The 16,291-nt window shown below is 67.9% G+C and carries 13 protein-coding genes and 1 pseudogene; 7 read left to right on the plus strand and 7 right to left on the minus strand.

The genetic code is table 11. The features are described 5' to 3' along the window. Positions 1 to 2 precede the first annotated feature (2 nt). Together IEW15_RS06570 and IEW15_RS06575 are read left to right on the plus strand one after the other, a co-directional pair. Positions 3 to 1,598, plus strand: a complete 1,596-nt coding sequence (locus IEW15_RS06570; protein ID WP_188576007.1) for a hydantoinase B/oxoprolinase family protein — start codon at positions 3 to 5, stop codon at positions 1,596 to 1,598. A gap of 274 nt (positions 1,599 to 1,872) precedes the next feature. After that, on the plus strand, positions 1,873 to 2,337 hold the full coding sequence (locus IEW15_RS06575) for a carboxymuconolactone decarboxylase family protein (RefSeq protein WP_188576073.1): 465 nt from the start codon (positions 1,873 to 1,875) through the stop codon (positions 2,335 to 2,337). 71 nt (positions 2,338 to 2,408) lie between these two features. Here the strand turns inward: IEW15_RS06575 and IEW15_RS06580 are convergent, their stop codons facing one another. Next, positions 2,409 to 5,117, minus strand: coding sequence for a TonB-dependent receptor (locus tag IEW15_RS06580; RefSeq protein ID WP_229707867.1), 2,709 nt, complete (start codon positions 5,115 to 5,117; stop codon positions 2,409 to 2,411). A gap of 216 nt (positions 5,118 to 5,333) precedes the next feature. On the opposite strand from IEW15_RS06580, the gene IEW15_RS06585 reads away from it, so the two are divergent. Further along, positions 5,334 to 6,227 carry an alpha/beta hydrolase fold domain-containing protein gene (locus IEW15_RS06585; protein ID WP_188576009.1) on the plus strand — a complete coding sequence of 298 codons (894 nt, stop codon included), beginning with the start codon at positions 5,334 to 5,336 and terminating at the stop codon, positions 6,225 to 6,227. Positions 6,228 to 6,270: 43 nt separating this feature from the next. Here the strand turns inward: IEW15_RS06585 and IEW15_RS06590 are convergent, their stop codons facing one another. The 3 genes from IEW15_RS06590 to IEW15_RS06600 form a co-directional block, all read right to left on the minus strand. After that, on the minus strand, positions 6,271 to 7,227 hold the full coding sequence (locus tag IEW15_RS06590; protein WP_188576011.1) for a FecR family protein: 957 nt from the start codon (positions 7,225 to 7,227) through the stop codon (positions 6,271 to 6,273). A gap of 23 nt (positions 7,228 to 7,250) precedes the next feature. Next, the gene (locus tag IEW15_RS06595; RefSeq protein ID WP_188576013.1) at positions 7,251 to 7,739 is read right to left on the minus strand and encodes an RNA polymerase sigma factor; all 489 of its coding nucleotides are present in this window, start codon (positions 7,737 to 7,739) and stop codon (positions 7,251 to 7,253) included. A gap of 118 nt (positions 7,740 to 7,857) precedes the next feature. Beyond that, a complete protein-coding gene (locus tag IEW15_RS06600) occupies positions 7,858 to 9,594 on the minus strand; it encodes a long-chain-fatty-acid--CoA ligase (protein WP_188576015.1) in 1,737 nt (578 codons plus the stop codon). Positions 9,595 to 9,750: 156 nt separating this feature from the next. Between IEW15_RS06600 and IEW15_RS06605 the strand changes: the two genes are divergently transcribed. Both IEW15_RS06605 and IEW15_RS06610 read left to right on the plus strand, forming a co-directional pair. Then, complete coding sequence (locus IEW15_RS06605; protein WP_188576017.1) at positions 9,751 to 10,509, plus strand: SDR family oxidoreductase; 759 nt, start codon at positions 9,751 to 9,753, stop codon at positions 10,507 to 10,509. Between the two features lie 22 nt (positions 10,510 to 10,531). After that, positions 10,532 to 11,290: a class I SAM-dependent methyltransferase gene (locus IEW15_RS06610; protein ID WP_188576019.1), complete on the plus strand. Its 759-nt coding sequence runs from the start codon at positions 10,532 to 10,534 to the stop codon at positions 11,288 to 11,290. Between the two features lie 20 nt (positions 11,291 to 11,310). On the opposite strand, the gene IEW15_RS06615 is transcribed toward IEW15_RS06610, so the two are convergent. Next, a complete protein-coding gene (locus IEW15_RS06615; protein ID WP_229707868.1) occupies positions 11,311 to 11,829 on the minus strand; it encodes a helix-turn-helix domain-containing protein in 519 nt (172 codons plus the stop codon). Between the two features lie 384 nt (positions 11,830 to 12,213). Between IEW15_RS06615 and IEW15_RS06620 the strand changes: the two are divergent. Beyond that, positions 12,214 to 12,621: pseudogene (locus IEW15_RS06620) on the plus strand (dienelactone hydrolase family protein); the annotation flags it as partial. 280 nt (positions 12,622 to 12,901) lie between these two features. On the opposite strand, the gene IEW15_RS06625 reads toward IEW15_RS06620, so the two are convergent. Next, positions 12,902 to 13,888: an alpha-ketoacid dehydrogenase subunit beta gene (locus tag IEW15_RS06625; RefSeq protein ID WP_188576022.1), complete on the minus strand. Its 987-nt coding sequence runs from the start codon at positions 13,886 to 13,888 to the stop codon at positions 12,902 to 12,904. Further along, positions 13,885 to 14,973 (minus strand): thiamine pyrophosphate-dependent dehydrogenase E1 component subunit alpha, encoded by a 1,089-nt coding sequence (locus IEW15_RS06630; RefSeq protein WP_188576024.1) that lies wholly within the window; start codon positions 14,971 to 14,973, stop codon positions 13,885 to 13,887. The genes IEW15_RS06625 and IEW15_RS06630 overlap by 4 nt, the downstream gene beginning before the upstream one ends. A gap of 393 nt (positions 14,974 to 15,366) precedes the next feature. Between IEW15_RS06630 and IEW15_RS06635 the strand changes: the two genes are divergently transcribed. After that, on the plus strand, positions 15,367 to 16,275 hold the full coding sequence (locus IEW15_RS06635) for an IclR family transcriptional regulator (protein WP_188576026.1): 909 nt from the start codon (positions 15,367 to 15,369) through the stop codon (positions 16,273 to 16,275). The last annotated feature ends 16 nt before the right edge of the window (positions 16,276 to 16,291 follow it).

The raw sequence follows: 16,291 nt of genomic DNA on the forward strand, positions 1-16,291 counted from the left end.
CCATGAGCGTCGATCCCTTCATTGTCGAGATCATCCGCAACGCCCTGACCTCGGCGGCCGAGGAAATGTCGCTGGTGGTGATGCGTTCGGCCCGGTCGCCGCTGCTGCGCGAGGCGGGCGACCTGTCATCGGCCCTGACCGACCATCGTGGCGGGCTGATCGCCCAGGGCCATGACGTGCCGGTGCATCTGGGCGTGATGGCCTTCACCATCCAGGCCTTCCTGGCCCGCGTGCCGGCCGAAAGGCTGCGGCCGGGCGATGTCTGGATCCTGAACCTGCCGGATGTCGGCGGCAATCATCTGCCCGACGTCAAGGTGATCCGGCCGGTCTTCGCCGGCGACCGGCTGCTGGCCTTTGCAGTGCAGCTGGCCCATTGGGCGGATATCGGCGGTGCCGCACCGGGCAGCTATTATGCCGCGGCGACCGATGCCTGGATGGAAGGCATGCGCATCCCGCCCACCCGGATCTTCGCCGATGACAAACCCGATGACGAGAAGATCGGGCTGATCCTGGCCAATGTCCGGGGTGCCGCCGAACGGGAAGGCGATCTGCTGGCGCAGGTGGCGGCCACCCGGGTCGCCGGTCGGCGGATTCAGGAAATCGTCGAGCGTCATGGCGCCGATACCGTCGCCGAGGCGATGGCAGCCCTTCAGGATATCTCGGAAGCCCAGATGCGCGCGGCGATCACCGCGTTGCCGGATGGCGTTTATGAGGGTGTCGACTATCTGGATGATGGCGGCCCCGGCGACCGGCCGGTGGCGATCCGGGTCCGGGTGGAGATTTCGGGCGACCGGGCGCATTTCGACTGGTCGGGCACCGACGACGCGATCGCCGGCCCGTTGAACACCACGCCGTCGATTGCCGGTGCGGCGGTGTTCTATGTGGTCAAGGCGCTGGCTGGATCGGCGATCCAGCCCAATGGCGGCTGCTATCGCCCACTTGAGATCGTCACCCGCCCGGGCTCGGTGCTCGATCCCGGCCCCGACAAGCCGGTGGTCGGCGGCAATCACGAGACCTCGCAGCGTGCGGTCGATGCCCTGTTCAAGGCCTTCGAGCCGGTGCTGGGCGAGCGGATGACCGCCGGTGGCAACACCTCCGCCGGCTTGCTGATCTTCAGCGGCCCCGGCCCGAACGGACGCTGGGCAACCTTCTATGAACCCCATGGCGGTGGCGAGGGTGCGCGCATCGACCGTGATGGCATGAGTGTGGTCCGCGTTCATCTCACCAATGTGATGAACACCCCGGTCGAGGTGATCGAGGCCGAATATCTGCTGCGCCTGGAACGCCAGACGTTGCGCCACGGGTCGGGCGGGGCCGGCCGCCACAAGGGTGGCGAGGGGCAGGTGCGGATCTATGAGGTGCTGGGCGATGGCATCTCGCTGACCACCATGTTCGAACGCCGCATCGTGCCGCCCTATGGGCTGCGTGGGGGTGCCGATGGCGCACCGGCGCGCGCAACCCTGGTGTCGGTCGATGGCCGGCGCACGGATCTGCCGGGCAAAGCGAACGTGCCGTTGAAGCGCGGCGACAAGGTGATCTTCGAAACTCCCGGCGGCGGCGGCTATGGCCCTGCCTCCGGGATTGCGGCAGCGGAATAAGGGCACGCTCCTCCCCGGTCATGTCCGATCCAGACGCTGCTGCCGCGCATCCGTGGGGAGAGATGGCCTCCTCCCCCCCCAGATCCTCGCGGATGCGACATCCCCCCGCACATGGCGACATGTGCGGGGGGTTTTTCGTTCAGGCCGTCAGGGTCGTGCTCCGGTGCGGGGTGCGCCTGCGGACATATCGATCGGCCATGTCACATTCACGGCCACCGGCGCGTCTTAAGGATGATGCCCCCCGCATCGGACACCGAGATGGATGGAGACGACGATGACACCGCGCCTGGAAAACCACATGACAGCCGCTCCCGCCGGGATCAAGGCGATGGTCGCCCTTGAGACCAGCATCAGGGCGAGCGGTCTTGAACATGCGCTGCTCGAACTGGTGAAGCTGCGCGCCTCGCAGATCAATGGCTGCGCCTTCTGCATTCATATGCACGCGACCGACATGCGCCGGGCCGGCGAGGCCGAAATGCGGCTGCACATGCTGAATGCGTGGCGGGAGTCGACGCTCTATACCCCGCGCGAACGCGCGGCGCTGGCCTGGACCGAGGCGCTGACCAATCTTGCCGCCACCGGCGCGCCGGATGCCGATTACGATCTGGTCAAGGCGGCGTTCACCCCGGCCGAACAGGTCAACCTGACGCTCGCCATCGGTGCCATCAATGTATGGAACCGTTTGCAGGTTGGCTTCCGCGCCGCGCATGCCGAGGGCGGCCCGCTCGATCCGGCGTGATCCGCGTTGGAAATTGATCTGGACTGGAGATGGGGCCGGCCTGAACGATCGTTCAGGCCGGCCCCATCGGGTCAGAACTTCAACGTCGCCGAGGCATAGATCGTGCGGCCCGGGCCCGGCTGCTGGACCAGGCTCAACGGGTCGACATAATAGCGGTCGGTGAGGTTCTGCACCCGGATGCCGGTCGTGAGGTTGTCGGTCACCTCAAGTTCGGCGAACAGATCGACCAGGGTATAGGGCTTCCAGTCGATCATGGAAATGAACTGCGAGGCACCCTGCGCTGTGACGTCGCCATGGCCGATGGCGCGGGCGCCGATATGGGATGCGCGACCGCCGATGGTCAGGGCATCGTCGAACAGGCGCTGCGACAGCATCAGATCGACCATGTATTCGGGCGGTACCTGATTGGTGGCGTAATCGGCATAGAGCGACTTGTTGCCGCAACTGTCCGACGTCCGGCAGAATTCCACATCCAGATAATAATTGGCATTGAGTTCGGCGGTGAAGCCGTCGATTTCATAGCGGCCCGAGAATTCCAGCCCCGAGAAATGGGCCTGGTCGATGTTGTGGATGTGCAGGCCCGATACGCCGTTCACCGTATACCATTCGCGGGCGATATAATCCGATACCGTCCAGTCGAAGACGCCGAACTTGGCCATCGCCTGATCGCCATCGGTGAGCACCCGGTTCTGGCGGTGATTGACCCCCAGTTCCCAGTTCCGCGACCGCTCGGGCACCAGAGCCTTGTTCACATTCATCGTGAAGGCCGACACCGACTCGATGATGCTGGGCATCCGCAGCGCATCCGACCAGTTGACATAGAACTGCGTGTCCTTGAACGGCTCGACCGTCACGCCCAGCGCCGGGCTGAAGCCGCCATCGTCCAGCGCATTGTCATACGCATAGCCCGGCCGGGCCAGTTCCGGCTCGTTGCGGTCCTCCGACCAGAAATGCTGATAGCGCAGGCCGCCATTGACGGTCAGCCAGTCGATCGGCTGCCATGCCGCCTTCACGAAGCCGGCGGCCTCCTGCCGGCTGCCGTCGCGTAGATCGAGCCAGCTTTCCAGTTCCGGCGTATAGGCGCTGGGCCGGGTATCCTCGTTCTGATACGACAGACCATAGGTCAGCCCCAGCGACCCCATGCCGGTGTCGAGCCGGGAGGCATTGATGACGTCGGCGCCCCACATCACCGTGTCCGATCCGGTGCGGTAATTCGCCGGCAGACCGAAATCCTCGGGCTTCGGGAACAGCACCTGACTGCGGCGCGGGTTGCGCATTTCGAGCCTGGTCTGCCAGAGGCCGGCCTTCAGGTCGATAAGCTCGCCATCATCCGGCAGCCAGCGGTATTTCAGCGAGTAAGCGTCGACCTTGGCGCCGGCGGTCTGGTCCTGCTGAACGGCCCGGCCGCGCTCGCTGGTCAGGCGCGAGGCCAGAAGGTCGCCGGCCTCGCTGTTGAAGCCGTTATAGCCAAGCTGGATGCTGTGTTCATCGCCCAGACGCAGCGTGCCCTTGGCCAGCCAGGATTTGGTCTCAAGCTGGGTGTTCAGAACCTCTTCGCCGGCGCGATAATTGGCGATGCCGCCATTCTCGATATAGTCGGTATAATCCGTGCCCGGACAATAGCCGCTGGCGTAGCAGTATTCGCGCGGGCCGGTGCTGACCGGATCGGCTGCCGGGCCATGTTCACCTGCATGATAATTGCCCTGGCGACGATAGGCATAGCCGACCACCAGATCGATGCGGTCTTCCTTCAGGGCGGCAACCACACTGCCTGACCCGCTGGTCGGCTCCAGCAGCGATGGCCGGTCCATGCCGGCGGCGCTGGATGTGGCGACCGGCTCGGCATTGGGCGAGTTCGGCCAGGCATAGCCGCCGCGCTGGCCGGTGCTGGGCGAGGCGGTGTTGGTGCCGAAACCGCCCTTCAGGCGGATACCCAGGGTCTCGCCTTCCGAGACGATGTCATCCGCCCCCAGCGTGGTCATGGCCACCGTGCCGGCGATGCCGCTGGATGCCACGTCCGATCCCCTGGTGATGTCGATGCCGGCCAGGAAATCCGGGTCGACGAAGCTCCGGTTCGATACGCCCTGATAGCCCTGATACACGGTCACCGCATTCGAGGTGCCGTCGACGGTGACGGCGACCCGGCCCATGCCCTGCATGCCGCGGATATTGACGTCGATCGAGCCGGCGCCGTTGCGGGCCTCGCCCGACATCACGCCGGGCACGCCACGGAACATGTCGGCCGGGCTGCTGCCGCGATAGCGTTCGATCGTCTCGGCCGGAACATAGCTCTTCGGTGCCGCCGTCTCGTAGATCTGCGCCGCGCGGCCGGTGGCGCCCGACACCACCAGCGGCCCCAGATGTTCCGGCGACAATCCAGCGGCGTCGTCCGGCGCCGCCATGATGATGACCGCATCGCCGCTGAGCCGGTGGGTCAGCCCGGTTCCGGCCAGCAGGCGGCGGAGCGCGTCGTCATCGTTGAAGTCGCCGTGCAGCGCCGGCGCCATCTTATCGCGCAGCAATCCGGCATCGGCGATGATCTGCCGCCGGCTGGTTTCCGAGAACCGCAGCAGGGCCGCGGATAATGGCTGGGCGTCGATGGCGAATGGCCGTGCGGTGTCCTGGACCTGCGCGCGCGCCGGCATCGGCATCAGCGCCGCGACCGGCAGCACCGTGCCGGTCAGCAGGATGATCAGCATGGCGCGTGTGCCCTGTGCCGCGGCCGGGGTCCGGGGGGTGCTGCCGGTGGCTCGATGATGGGTCTGACGATTTGCCCGCACGGGGTCGATCCTTCCTGGTCTGATGCCTCATGGCTGGCCGTTGCTGCGGCCTTCATTAAGGTCAGACACCCGGCAGGGCCGGGGTAATGACTGGCGGGTGCAAAAAAGCGCGGCGGTGGCGGTGGGGCGATGCGGGCTCGTATCCATGGCTCGTCACAGGCTATGCTGAAAGCCCGCCCCATGATGGCGACCCAATCTGATGAAAGGGCATGCGCGGTGCCGAGCCTTGCCAGCCGTCTTCTGCCGCAGCTCATCGCCCTGACCGGGGCGAAACGTCTGTTCTCGGACCCTGAAAAGACCGCGCGCAGCATCGAGGACAGCCGTCTGAGGCCCAGCGCCTTCGGGCCGCCGAAGCGGCTGGAGCGCCGGGTGCGGATCTCGGTCGACCATGACAGCGGCTGGCCGGTCTATCGCGTGGCGCCGCTGGGGCAGTCGTCGGGGCAGTACGTGGTCTATGCCCATGGCGGCGCCTGGATCCGGGAAATTCACCCGCTGCAATGGCGGCTGGCGGCGACATTGGCCCGGCAGAGCGGTGCCACCATCATCGTGCCGATCTATCCGCTGGCACCGCGCGGCACGGCGGGCGTGGTGGTGCCGGTGATGGCCGATATGCTCGCCGATCTGATCGGGCAGCATGGTGCCGGGCGGGTCAGTGCGCTGGGCGATTCGGCCGGTGGCCAGATCATGCTGTCGGCGGCCCTGCTGCTGCGCGAGCGAGGCGCACCGGCGCTGCGCCACACCATCCTGATCTCGCCGGCGCTGGACCTGACCATGGCCAATCCGGAGGTCGACCATGTCGAACCGCAGGATCCATGGCTAGCGCGGGCCGGCATCCGGACCGCGATCGAGCATTGGCGCGGCATGCTTGCGCTCGACCACATGCTGGTCAGCCCGCTGTTTTCGGATCTGAGCGGGCTGGGTGGCCTGACCATCTTCAGCGGCATGCGCGACATCACCAATCCCGACACCCGGTTGCTGGTGGCCAAGGCACGTGCGGCCGGTGTCGCGGTCGACTATCACGAGGCGCCGGGCCTGATCCATGTCTATCCGCTGCTGCCCTGTCCGGAAGGCCGCGCCGCCCGGCAGGTGATGATCGATCTGCTGCGATAGCGCCGGGCGGCATCGGGCACGCGATGCGACATCGGGCACGCGATCAGGCCGATCTCACCACGACCAGCCCGGCCATGCGATACATCCGGACCGGCAGGGTTTCGCCGATGATGGCGAGGGCCCGGTCGATATCGGTCAGGTCGAACACCGCGGTCACCGTCAGGGCCGCCGCCCGGCGGTCGGCGAGCAGGATCGGCCCGTGGCGATGGCGGCCGAGGTCGTCGAGCACCTCGGCAAGCGGCACATCCTCGAACACGATCCGGTCGTGGCGCCAGGCGAGCACGTCTTCAGGTGTCCGCCGCAGGGCGCGCTGCATGCCCTGGTCGGTGAAGCGGACATCCTGGCGCGGCGCCACCGTGAACGGGGCAGCCATATCGGGCATCACCGTGATCTCGCCGTCGATCGCGTAGACGGTCGAGGCCCGGGCACGTGCGCGCAGATCGAAGCCGGCGCGTGTGGTGGCGACAAGCCCCTGTGCGGTGCGCGCCACGAAGGGGCGCGGATCGGGCATCGGCTGAAACCAGCCTTCGCCATCATGCAGAGTGACGGCGCGCCGCTGGCCGGTATAGCGGATCGACAGCGCCGAGCGACTGGCGAGTTCGACCCGGCTGCCATCGGGCAATGTCAGCATCCGCCGCTCCGCCACCCCGGTCGTCGCATCGGCCAGCAGGCGTGCGGGCGACACGAGTTGCGAGCCGGCGGCGCCCGCCACCAGAACCGCGCCGCCGGTCAGCACCGCACGGCGGCTGATCCGGCGCCCATCCGACCTGCGCCCATCCGACATGCGCCCGCCCGCCATGGCGTCATAGGAGGGCTTGACCGCATCGAAGCGCGCCCACAGCGCTTCCGCGCGTGCATAGGCGTCGGCACGCCGCTCATGCCCGGCAAGCCATCTGGCGAAGGCGTCACGATCTGCGTGGGCGACCGGTTCCTCTTTCATCAGCAGGAACCATTTCAGAGCCTCGGCCTGCTCGCGGTCGTGGGCGCTGTCATCGGTCATGCCGCGGCCATCCTGATCCGGGGTCACCGCAGCATGCGGTCCAGATCGGCCATCGCCTGCACGATCTGCGAGATGACGGTGTTGCGCGACACGCCCATGCGCAAGGCGATCTCGTTATAGGTGAGGCCGGCAAGCTTGTTCAGCACGAAGCTCTGGCGCCGGCGCGGCGGCAGGGCGTTGATCGCCGTCAGCAGCCGCCTGACCTCGTTGCGGTGGATGGCCGTGGCCTCTGGTGATGCCGCCTGATCGGCGATCCGGGCCATCCGGTCGTCGGACAGCATCACCTCGGCACGGCGCCTGGCGTCGCGCAGATAGTTCAAGGTCAGGTTGCGCACCGCCGTGGTGACATAGGCCTGGCTGACCGGTACGTCGTGGCGGAGCAGGTTGACGAAGGCCTGCTGGACGAGATCCTCGGCCGTGGTTGCATCCCCTGAGAGGCGCCGGGCGATGCGCCGCAGACGATCGCATTCCGCACCATAGAGCCGGCCGATCGAGAGACTGTGCGTGCCCAAGCTGTCCGCCCCCGGAAACATGGTTGGATCGGGTGATGTTGGCGGATAGCTGCGGGCAGGTTAGCGGAGGCGGCACCACATGACAATGCGTGTCATTCGCAAATGAGCGATGCCCCGGTCAGGTACCGGCGGCCCGCGCCCGTTCCGCATCCTGCAATCCCCGCCAATCGACCTTGTTGGTGGCGGTGCGGGGCAGGCTGTCGGCGAAGCTGATGACGCGCGGCACCTTATAGGCGGCCAGTTCGCCGCGCGCCCAGGCGATGATGTCCTCGGCCGTCACCCGGCCCTGTGCCTCGGGCTTCAGCACGATCACCGCTTTCACCGCCTCGCCGCGCCGGGCATCGGGCACCGAGATGACGCAGGCGTCGCGGATGGCGGGATGGCGGAACAAGGCGGTTTCGATCTCGGCCGGCCAGGCCTTGAAGCCACCGACATTGATCATCCGCTTCAGCCGGTCGACGGCATAGAAATACCCGGCGGCGTCGCGCCGGCCCAGATCGCCGGTGCGCAGAAAGCGTTTGCCATCGCGCATGAAGAACGCCTCGGCATCGGCATCGGGGCGGTTCCAATAGCCTTTCAGGATCTGCGGCCCCGCCACCACGATTTCGCCGGTCTCGCCGTCGGGCAGTTCCGCCAGGGTCTCAGGATCGACGATGCGGGCATCGGTGTCGTGGATCGGGATGCCCAGGCATTGCGGGCGCGGGGCATGCATCGGGTTCATATGGGTGGGCGACATGGTTTCGGTCATGCCATAGCCTTCAATGAACACCAGCCCGTAACGCTGCTTCAACTCGGCGGCAACGGCTTCGGGCATGGCGGCACCACCTCCGGTCAGCACCCGCACGCGGGCGAGACAGGCGGGGTCGAAACTGGCGCTGCCCAGCACGTCGACCACCATCGCCGGCGCGGCATTCCAGAAGCTGACCTGCCGGTCGGCCAGCAGCACCGGCACAAGATCGCGATCCCAGCGGGTCATGATCACGATCTCGCTGCCGGCAAGCAGAGCGGCGTTCATCGAGGCCTGCATGCCGGCAACATGAAACAGGGTGAGAAAGGCGGTGACGGCATCATCGGCGGTCATCTGGTATAGCCGCATCTGGGCTTCCGCCGTGAACAGCACCGACAGATGGGTGTGCATGCAGGCCTTGGGCCGGCCGGTGCTGCCAGAGGTATAGGGCATCAGGCACAGATCGTCGCGACCGCTCAGCGCCGGGGGCAGGGCGTCGCCGGCCGCGGCGGCATCGGTCAGCGCGCGCCAGTCGTGCCAGATGCCGCCTTCGGGCAGCGCCGCGCGCGGCGCGGTCATCACCGCCGGCCAGGGCATGCGCGGATCGTTGCCGGCCATGTCGGCATAATGCGCGGCAACGACCGCGCGCAGCGGCCCGCCGGCTTCGGTCAGCCCGGCGAAGTCCTCAACCAGATCGTCGCCGATGATCGCGACCCTGGCGCCGCTGTCGGCGGCGATGAAGGCAAGCTCGGGCCCGCGATACATCGGGTTGACCGGCACCGCCACCGCATCGGCGCGCAGCACGGCATGATAGGCGATGATGTATTGTGGCGAATTCTGAAGCGCGATCAGCACCCGGTCGCCCCGGCAGACACTGATGATCCGCACCAGCGCCGCCGCCAGCCGCTCTACCGCTTCGTGCAGCACGCCATAGCTGAGCGTTGCCCCGTAATAATGCAGGGCGGTGCGGCCGGGATCCCGGGTGGCGCTGCGCGCCAGCCCGTCGACCATGGTGTTGGCGGTCAATGTCAGGTTGCGGGGCTCGTCGGCCGGCCAAGGGTCGGTGACGGGATCGGTGGCAGGATCGATCGTGCGCGCGGTGGAAGGGATGGCATCGCTCCGGGTCATCTGTCTCGTCCATCGGCCAGGGCAGGGGCGCGGCGCCCGGGGGCAGACAGCCGCATTGTTTGATCAAAGATCATCTAGTATCCTCGCCTCCGGGCCTTGCGGTCAATGCGCGGATATGCGCTCGTGGGGTGTTTCTGGCGATCAGGGAGAGCGATGATGGGCAAGGATACGGCAAAGGTGCTGCTGGTGACCGGCGGCGGACGCGGCATCGGCGCCGCCACCTGCCGGCTGGCGGCGGCGGCCGGCTATGCGGTGGCGGTCAATTATGCCCGCGACGCCGCGGCGGCCGATGCCCTGGTTGCCGATCTGCGCGCCGAAGGCGCCGATGCCGAGGCGTTTCAGGGCGACATGGCCGAACCGGGGGCCGCCGATGCGCTGGTCGATGCGGTGATGGCGCGCTGGGGCCGGCTGACCCATCTGGTCAACAATGCCGGCATCACCGGCACCGGCAGCCGGCTGGCCGATGCCGACCCCGCGAATATCGCGCGGGTGATCGATCTGAACGTGACCGGCGCGATCATGGTGGCCCGTGCCGGCGCGCGGGTGATGGTGACCAGCCGGGGCGGCGGCGGCGGGGTGATGGTCAATGTCTCGTCGGCGGCAGCGACCCTGGGCAGCCCAGGCGAGTTCGTCTGGTATGCGGCATCGAAGGGTGCGATCGACAGCCTGACCATCGGCCTGTCGCGCGAACTGGCCAGCGACGGCATCCGGGTCAATGCGGTGTCGCCGGGGCTGATCGACACGAATATTCACGCCGATGCCGGCATGCCCGACCGGGTGGAGAAGCTGGCGCCGAACATTCCGCTCGCCCGCGCCGGCAGCGCCGCCGAGGTTGCGCAGACGATCATGTTTCTGCTATCCGACGCGTCCTCTTACGTGTCGGGCACCATCGTGCGGGTGGCCGGCGGACGCTGACGGCTTGCGGGGTGACGGGATCATGACCGGCGGAGACGACGACGGCTGGCGGGCTTCCGCCGATGCCTGGGTTCGCGAGCAGGGCGAGCATGGCGATTATGGCCGCGCCCATGTCCTCGACCCGGTGATGATCCCGCGGCTGCGCGGTCGCGGTTTTCAGACCGCGCTCGATGTCGGCTGTGGCGAGGGGCGCTTCTGCCGGATCATGGCGGCGGAAGGCATCCGGGCGACCGGTATCGACCCCACGCCCGAACTGCTCGCGGTGGCCCGCGACCGCGACCCCGCCGGAGATTATCGCGCGGGCCGGGCCGAGGCGCTGGATTTTCCCGATGCCAGCTTCGATCTGGTGGTCAGCTATCTGACGCTGATCGACATCCCGGATATCGCCGCCGCCATCCCAGAGATGGCGCGGGTGCTGAAGCCCGGCGGCAGCCTGCTGATCGCCAACCTCACCAGCTTCACCAGCGCCTCGGCCGATCGCGGCTGGCAATACGACGCGGAAGGCCGGCCCGACCATTTCGCGCTCGACCGCTATCTTGAGACCCGCCCGATGCGGGTTGGCTGGCGCGGCATCGAGATCGCGAACTGGCACCGGCCGCTCTCGGCCTATATGCGGCTGTTCCTCAAGGCGGGCCTCCGTCTCGCCTGGTTCGACGAGCCGGCCCCCACCGGCGGGCCGGCGGATCAGGCGGCCCGCTATGCCCGTGTGCCCTATTTCGTGGCCATGGAATGGCACCATACCGGCATCACCGACGCCGATGACGGCGGCACGGCCCGATAGATCCGGGCATCCTGCCGACATCATCCTTGAACCGGCGGGCGCCGCGTGCCGACACCGGCCCGGCGCATCAGCCGGCGCAGGGTCGAGGGTTCGGCATAGCCCACCCGGCGGGCGATTTCGTCGAGCGGCAGGGTGGTGGTGTCCAGCAGCTCCGTCGCCCGTTCGATGCGCAGGCGCTGAACGAAGCCCACCGGTGACAGGCCGGTCGCGCGGGCCATGCGCCGGGCGAGGGTGCGGGGCGCCATGCCCATCGCCGCGGCAAGCTGATTGATCGTGAACGGCTGATCCAGCCGTGCCCGCGCCCAGGCGCCGGCGCGGGCGATGCAATCATCCGTCGCGGCCATGAAGCCCGGCGCCATATAACGGGCCTGCGATCGGCGATGGTCGAGCAGCAGCAGCCGGGCGCAATCCTGGGCCAGACCGGGGCCGCCATGGCGGGCGATGACCGCCAGCATCAGATCCATCTGCGCCATGGCGGCGCCGGCGGTGGTGACGGCACCGTCCTGAACCACCAATGCATCGACATCCAGCGGGAACATGGCGGCGATTACGCACAAGCCGTGCTTGCCGTCGCCTCTGCCCCGCGCTGACCCTCACCGTCGTTCCAGGAGCCCACAGATGTCCCGTCAGAGCCTCGCCACGCTCACCCTGAGCATCGTTGCCGCCGTCCAGTCCACCGCTGCCGGCCGCTTCGTCGAAATCCTCTTGGGTCGCTGACCCAACACATAAAAATGGCGGGTGCCGCCGACGACACCCGCCTGTACGTAACCTTGCAGATGGCGCGTCGGCACCCCAGCTACGCATCATCTTTAGTCTACCGCATCGTCCGCTGCCGTCCAGCCAAATCCAGTTTCGTCCGACCTGATCCCGCCTCCATTCCAAAATAATTGCGTCCATACCAAAATAATTAGAGCAAACCCGTCACCGGCAATTTCGCGCTGTCGATGATGCTGGAGCCGGTTCTGGCCCAGCCGTCCTTGCCGTTGGACGATGCCGGCGGGCTTGAAAGCGATGCCGGGGAACTGGCACAGGTGCGGGCGCGGCTGGAACGCGAGGATCTGGTCGTGCTGGGCTATCGCTTCGCCGGGGATGTGATCTGCCGGGCGGAACGCTTCGCCGCCTATGAGCGCGCCCTGGGCGATCGGTTTCAGGGGCGCGTGCTGCCGGACGCGTCGGCAAACCGCAAGGATCTGCCGCCATTCTTCGCGCGTCATGTGCCGACCCCGCACAGCGTGGTGACGGTGCATCTGATCGATCAGGCGGGCCAGCCGACCATCGCCGCCCGCGACGAGATCCTGGCATTCTTCCGCCAGCGCCTGGTGGTGGGGTAACTGGCGGCGGGATAACTGGCGGTGGGATAAAAGACCGCCGGCATCCGGGGCTCAGGGACGGATGCCGGCGGCAAAGGCATCTGCCGGACGCGAGCGCGGAGGGTGGCGCATGGACAGGCAGATGCACGCGAACGACGGCCGGGTCACCGGTTGGCAGAACCGCTCTGGGGGAGGAACGTGGTCGCTGCCAGGGGAAGGGGACCGGGGATCGAAACCCGGCCGGCGTCGGTTCGTGATCGCGATGGTTGTCTCGGGGCCGGCCTTGGCCGACTGATCGGCGTCAGGCGGCGGCCGGCGATGCCACGGCCCGCAGCAGGGCGGCGGCAATGTTGTCGGGCCCCACGCGATAGGCCGCTTCCAGCGGTGCCGAATAGCCGACCGGAATCCGGGGGGCGCCCAGCCGGATCGGCCGGGTTTCCAGCCGGTCGCCCAGCGCTTCGGTGACGGTGGCGACGATCTCGGCACCGAAACCGGCATCGCGCACGGCTTCCTGCGCCACCACCAGCCGCCGGGTGCGGGCCACCGATGACAGCACCATCTCGGCATCCCACGGCCACAAGGTGCGCAGGTCGATCACCTCGACATCCACACCGCGGGCGGCGGCGATGTTGGCGGCCGCCATCGCCTCATGCACGGCGGCCGACCAGGCGACGATGGTGACGTCTCGTCCGGGGCGGGCGATACGGCCGCGACCCAGTTCGGCCGGGGCGTCGCTTTCGGGTGCCGGACCGGTCAGCGGCCACAATGCCTTGTGCTCAAGATGCACCACCGGGTCGTCGGCGCGGATCGCGGCCTTCAGCAGACCATAGGCGTCGGCGGGGGTGGCCGGCGCCGTGACCACCAGACCCGGAATATGCACCCACCAGCTTTCCAGCGACTGCGAATGCTGGGCGCCCGACGACCGCCAGACCCCGATCGGCTGGCGGACGACCAGCGGCACCCGGCCCTGACCGCCAAACATGAACCGGTTCTTGGCCGCCTGATTGACCAGTTCGTCGACCGCGCACAGTGCGAAATCGGAAAAGCGCATCTCGACCACCGGCCGGGTGCCGACCAGGGCGGCGCCGACGGCGGCGCCCATGATGGTCGCCTCGGATATCGGCGTGTCGACGACCCGTTCGGCGCCGAAGCGCGCCTGAAGCCCGTCATACTGCTTGAACACGCCGCCGCGGCCCAGGTCTTCGCCCAGCGCCCAGACCCGGTGGTCGCGCTCCAGTTCCTCGGCCAGCGCCCGCCGGGCGCCCTCGATATAGGTGAAAGCGCTCATAGCTGCGTCCCCCGATCCAATGCCCATATGCCGCCCATCGCCCCGTGCGTCGACCAGGCCTGTCCCTGTTCGGCGCCGGGACGCGGCCGGCCGATATCCTGCACGTCGTCGAAGGCGGCGGCGGTGTCGGGCAGGGGAGCCGCCAGGGCCGCGGTCACGGACGCGGCGATGCGCGCGGTCTCGGCAACCTCGATGGCTGCGATCTCGTCGTCATCGAGGCCCAGGGCCTTGAGTTCGGCGGCGTTGCGGGCGATCGGGTCGTCCTCCCAGCGCGCGGCCACCTCGTCGGCCGGGCGATAGGGGGCGGCATCGGTGACGGTGTGGCCCTTCAGCCGATAGGTGCGGGCATGCAGCAGGCGTGGGCCGCTGCCGCCACGGATCAGGCCGATCAGCCGGCCCGCCGCCTCGTCGACCGCCTCGACATCATTGCCGTCGATCGACAGCGCCGGCACGCCCAGGGCTTCCGACCGGGCGGCGATGCCAGGGCCGGCGCTCATGGTCGCGGTGCGGGTGGTGGCCGACCAGTTGTTGTCCTCGCAGACGAACAGCACCGGCAGCTTGAACACCGCCGCCCAGTTCAGGCTTTCCAGGAACGGCCCGCGATTGGCGGCGCCATCGCCGAAATAGCACACCGCGATCGCCGCACGTCCCAGCAGGCGCAGGCCCTGTGCCGCGCCGACGGCGATCGGCAGGCCGGCGCCGACAACACCATTGGCGCCGAGCATGCCGACCTTGAAATCGGCGATGTGCATGGAACCGCCCTTGCCGGCGCAGGCGCCGCCGGCCCGGCCGAAGAGTTCCAGCATCATGCCGTTCAGATCGGCGCCCTTGGCAATGCTGTGGCCATGGCCGCGATGCGTGGAGGCGATCACGTCTTCCGTGATCAGATGGGCGGCGACACCGGTCGGCACCGCCTCCTGGCCGATCGACATATGGACGGCGCCGTTGACATGGCCTGCGGCGAGGCCATCTTCTGCCGCGCGTTCGAAGGCGCGAATGCGCCACATGGTGGCATGATGGTCGATCAGGCGCCGCCGCCGCCCGTTATCGGTGGCGGGCGGTGCCGTGTCGGCTGGTTGGGTCATCGTCGGTCTTCCTCCCCGGAAGCGCTCTTGGGCCCGCGTCGGGAACACGCGGGCGGGCGGATCTTGTTGGCGGGCTCGTTTTCCAGGTGGCGAAGGACATGACCGGCCTGCCGGCACGCCTTCCGCCATTCAACGCGTGCCGGACTGCCGCCGGCCGGATCCTTGTCGATGAACCGCTGTGTCCGGTCCATGATATGGATTTAATTTTCGCGCAAGATCAGGCTACAAATCATCTGATGCGTTGTCAAATTCACGTAATGGAGACATCATTCGCAATGAGTGATGGTAAGTCGTCCATATTATGGACCTTTGGCCGATCTTGCCGTCACCCGTGTTTCACGCCGAGAGTGGCCCGTTCGAAGGCGGCCCGGCGCCACTGGAGGAAACGCTGTCATGCCAGAAACCACTCTGGGCGCGCCCGGCAGGGCTGCCGCCTCTGTTCGTCGTGCGGCGGCGGCCCCGGCCACGGCCGCACCGGCTGCCCCCACCGGCACCCAATCGGTGGAACGCGCGATCAGCCTGCTGCGCATCCTGGCGCGCCGCGACGCAGGCGGTGCCCGCCTGGTCGACGTGGTGGCGGATAGCGGGCTGAACAAGCCGACCGTCCGCCGCCTGCTGCTGGTGCTGATGCGCGAGGGGCTGGTCGATCAGGATCCCGGCAGCCGCCGCTATCATCTGGGGGTCGAAACCTTCGCGCTGGGCTCGGTCGCGGCCGAGCGCTTCGGCATTCGCAAGATCGCCGCACCCGCCGTGCTGCGGATCGCGGAAGCATCGGGCGATACCGCCTATCTGTCGGTGCGCAGCGGCTTCGACGCGATCTGCGTGGAACGCCAGGAAGGCGCCTTCCCGATCCGCACCCTGACCCTGGCAGTCGGCGACCGGCGGCCGCTGGGCGTGGGGGCGGGCAGTCTGGCGCTGTTGTCGTTCCAGCCCGATCCCAATGAAATCCGCTCGATCATCGACGTCAATGCCGGTCGGGTGAATGCCTATGCGCCGCGGATCGAGCCCCAGCGCCTGCTGTCTCTGGTGGACCAGACCCGCGCGCAGGGTTATGCCTTCAATGACGGCATGATCGTGGCGGGGATGAGCGCGGTCGCCGTGCCGATCCTGAACCGTCGCGGCGAACCCGAGGCGGCGCTGAGCATCGCTGCCATCGACAGCCGGATGTCGCCGGAACGGCGCGCCCAGTTGCTGGCCCTGTTGCAGCGCGAGCGCGAGCGGATCGAACAGCAACTGGGCCGCACCCAGTCGCCGGGGGTGCGTGATCTGGCGATGCGCGCGCGCGGCCGCATGCGCGCCTGAACCTGCCACGCGCGCC

Origin of the sequence: Tistrella bauzanensis, from assembly GCF_014636235.1 — a bacterium.
In the GTDB taxonomy this organism is placed as follows: Bacteria; Pseudomonadota; Alphaproteobacteria; order Tistrellales; family Tistrellaceae; genus Tistrella; species Tistrella bauzanensis.

Coding starts and splice junctions, on each gene's coding strand:
- IEW15_RS06615 (WP_229707868.1), bottom strand. CDS start 11,829: ATGTTCCCGCTGGATGTCGATGCATTGGTGGTTCAGGACGGTGCCGTC.
- IEW15_RS06635 (WP_188576026.1), top strand. CDS start 15,367: ATGCCAGAAACCACTCTGGGCGCGCCCGGCAGGGCTGCCGCCTCTGTT.
- IEW15_RS06630 (WP_188576024.1), bottom strand. CDS start 14,973: ATGACCCAACCAGCCGACACGGCACCGCCCGCCACCGATAACGGGCGG.
- IEW15_RS06605 (WP_188576017.1), top strand. CDS start 9,751: ATGGGCAAGGATACGGCAAAGGTGCTGCTGGTGACCGGCGGCGGACGC.
- IEW15_RS06575 (WP_188576073.1), top strand. CDS start 1,873: ATGACACCGCGCCTGGAAAACCACATGACAGCCGCTCCCGCCGGGATC.
- IEW15_RS06625 (WP_188576022.1), bottom strand. CDS start 13,888: ATGAGCGCTTTCACCTATATCGAGGGCGCCCGGCGGGCGCTGGCCGAG.
- IEW15_RS06590 (WP_188576011.1), bottom strand. CDS start 7,227: ATGACCGATGACAGCGCCCACGACCGCGAGCAGGCCGAGGCTCTGAAA.
- IEW15_RS06610 (WP_188576019.1), top strand. CDS start 10,532: ATGACCGGCGGAGACGACGACGGCTGGCGGGCTTCCGCCGATGCCTGG.
- IEW15_RS06570 (WP_188576007.1), top strand. CDS start 3: ATGAGCGTCGATCCCTTCATTGTCGAGATCATCCGCAACGCCCTGACC.
- IEW15_RS06600 (WP_188576015.1), bottom strand. CDS start 9,594: ATGACCCGGAGCGATGCCATCCCTTCCACCGCGCGCACGATCGATCCT.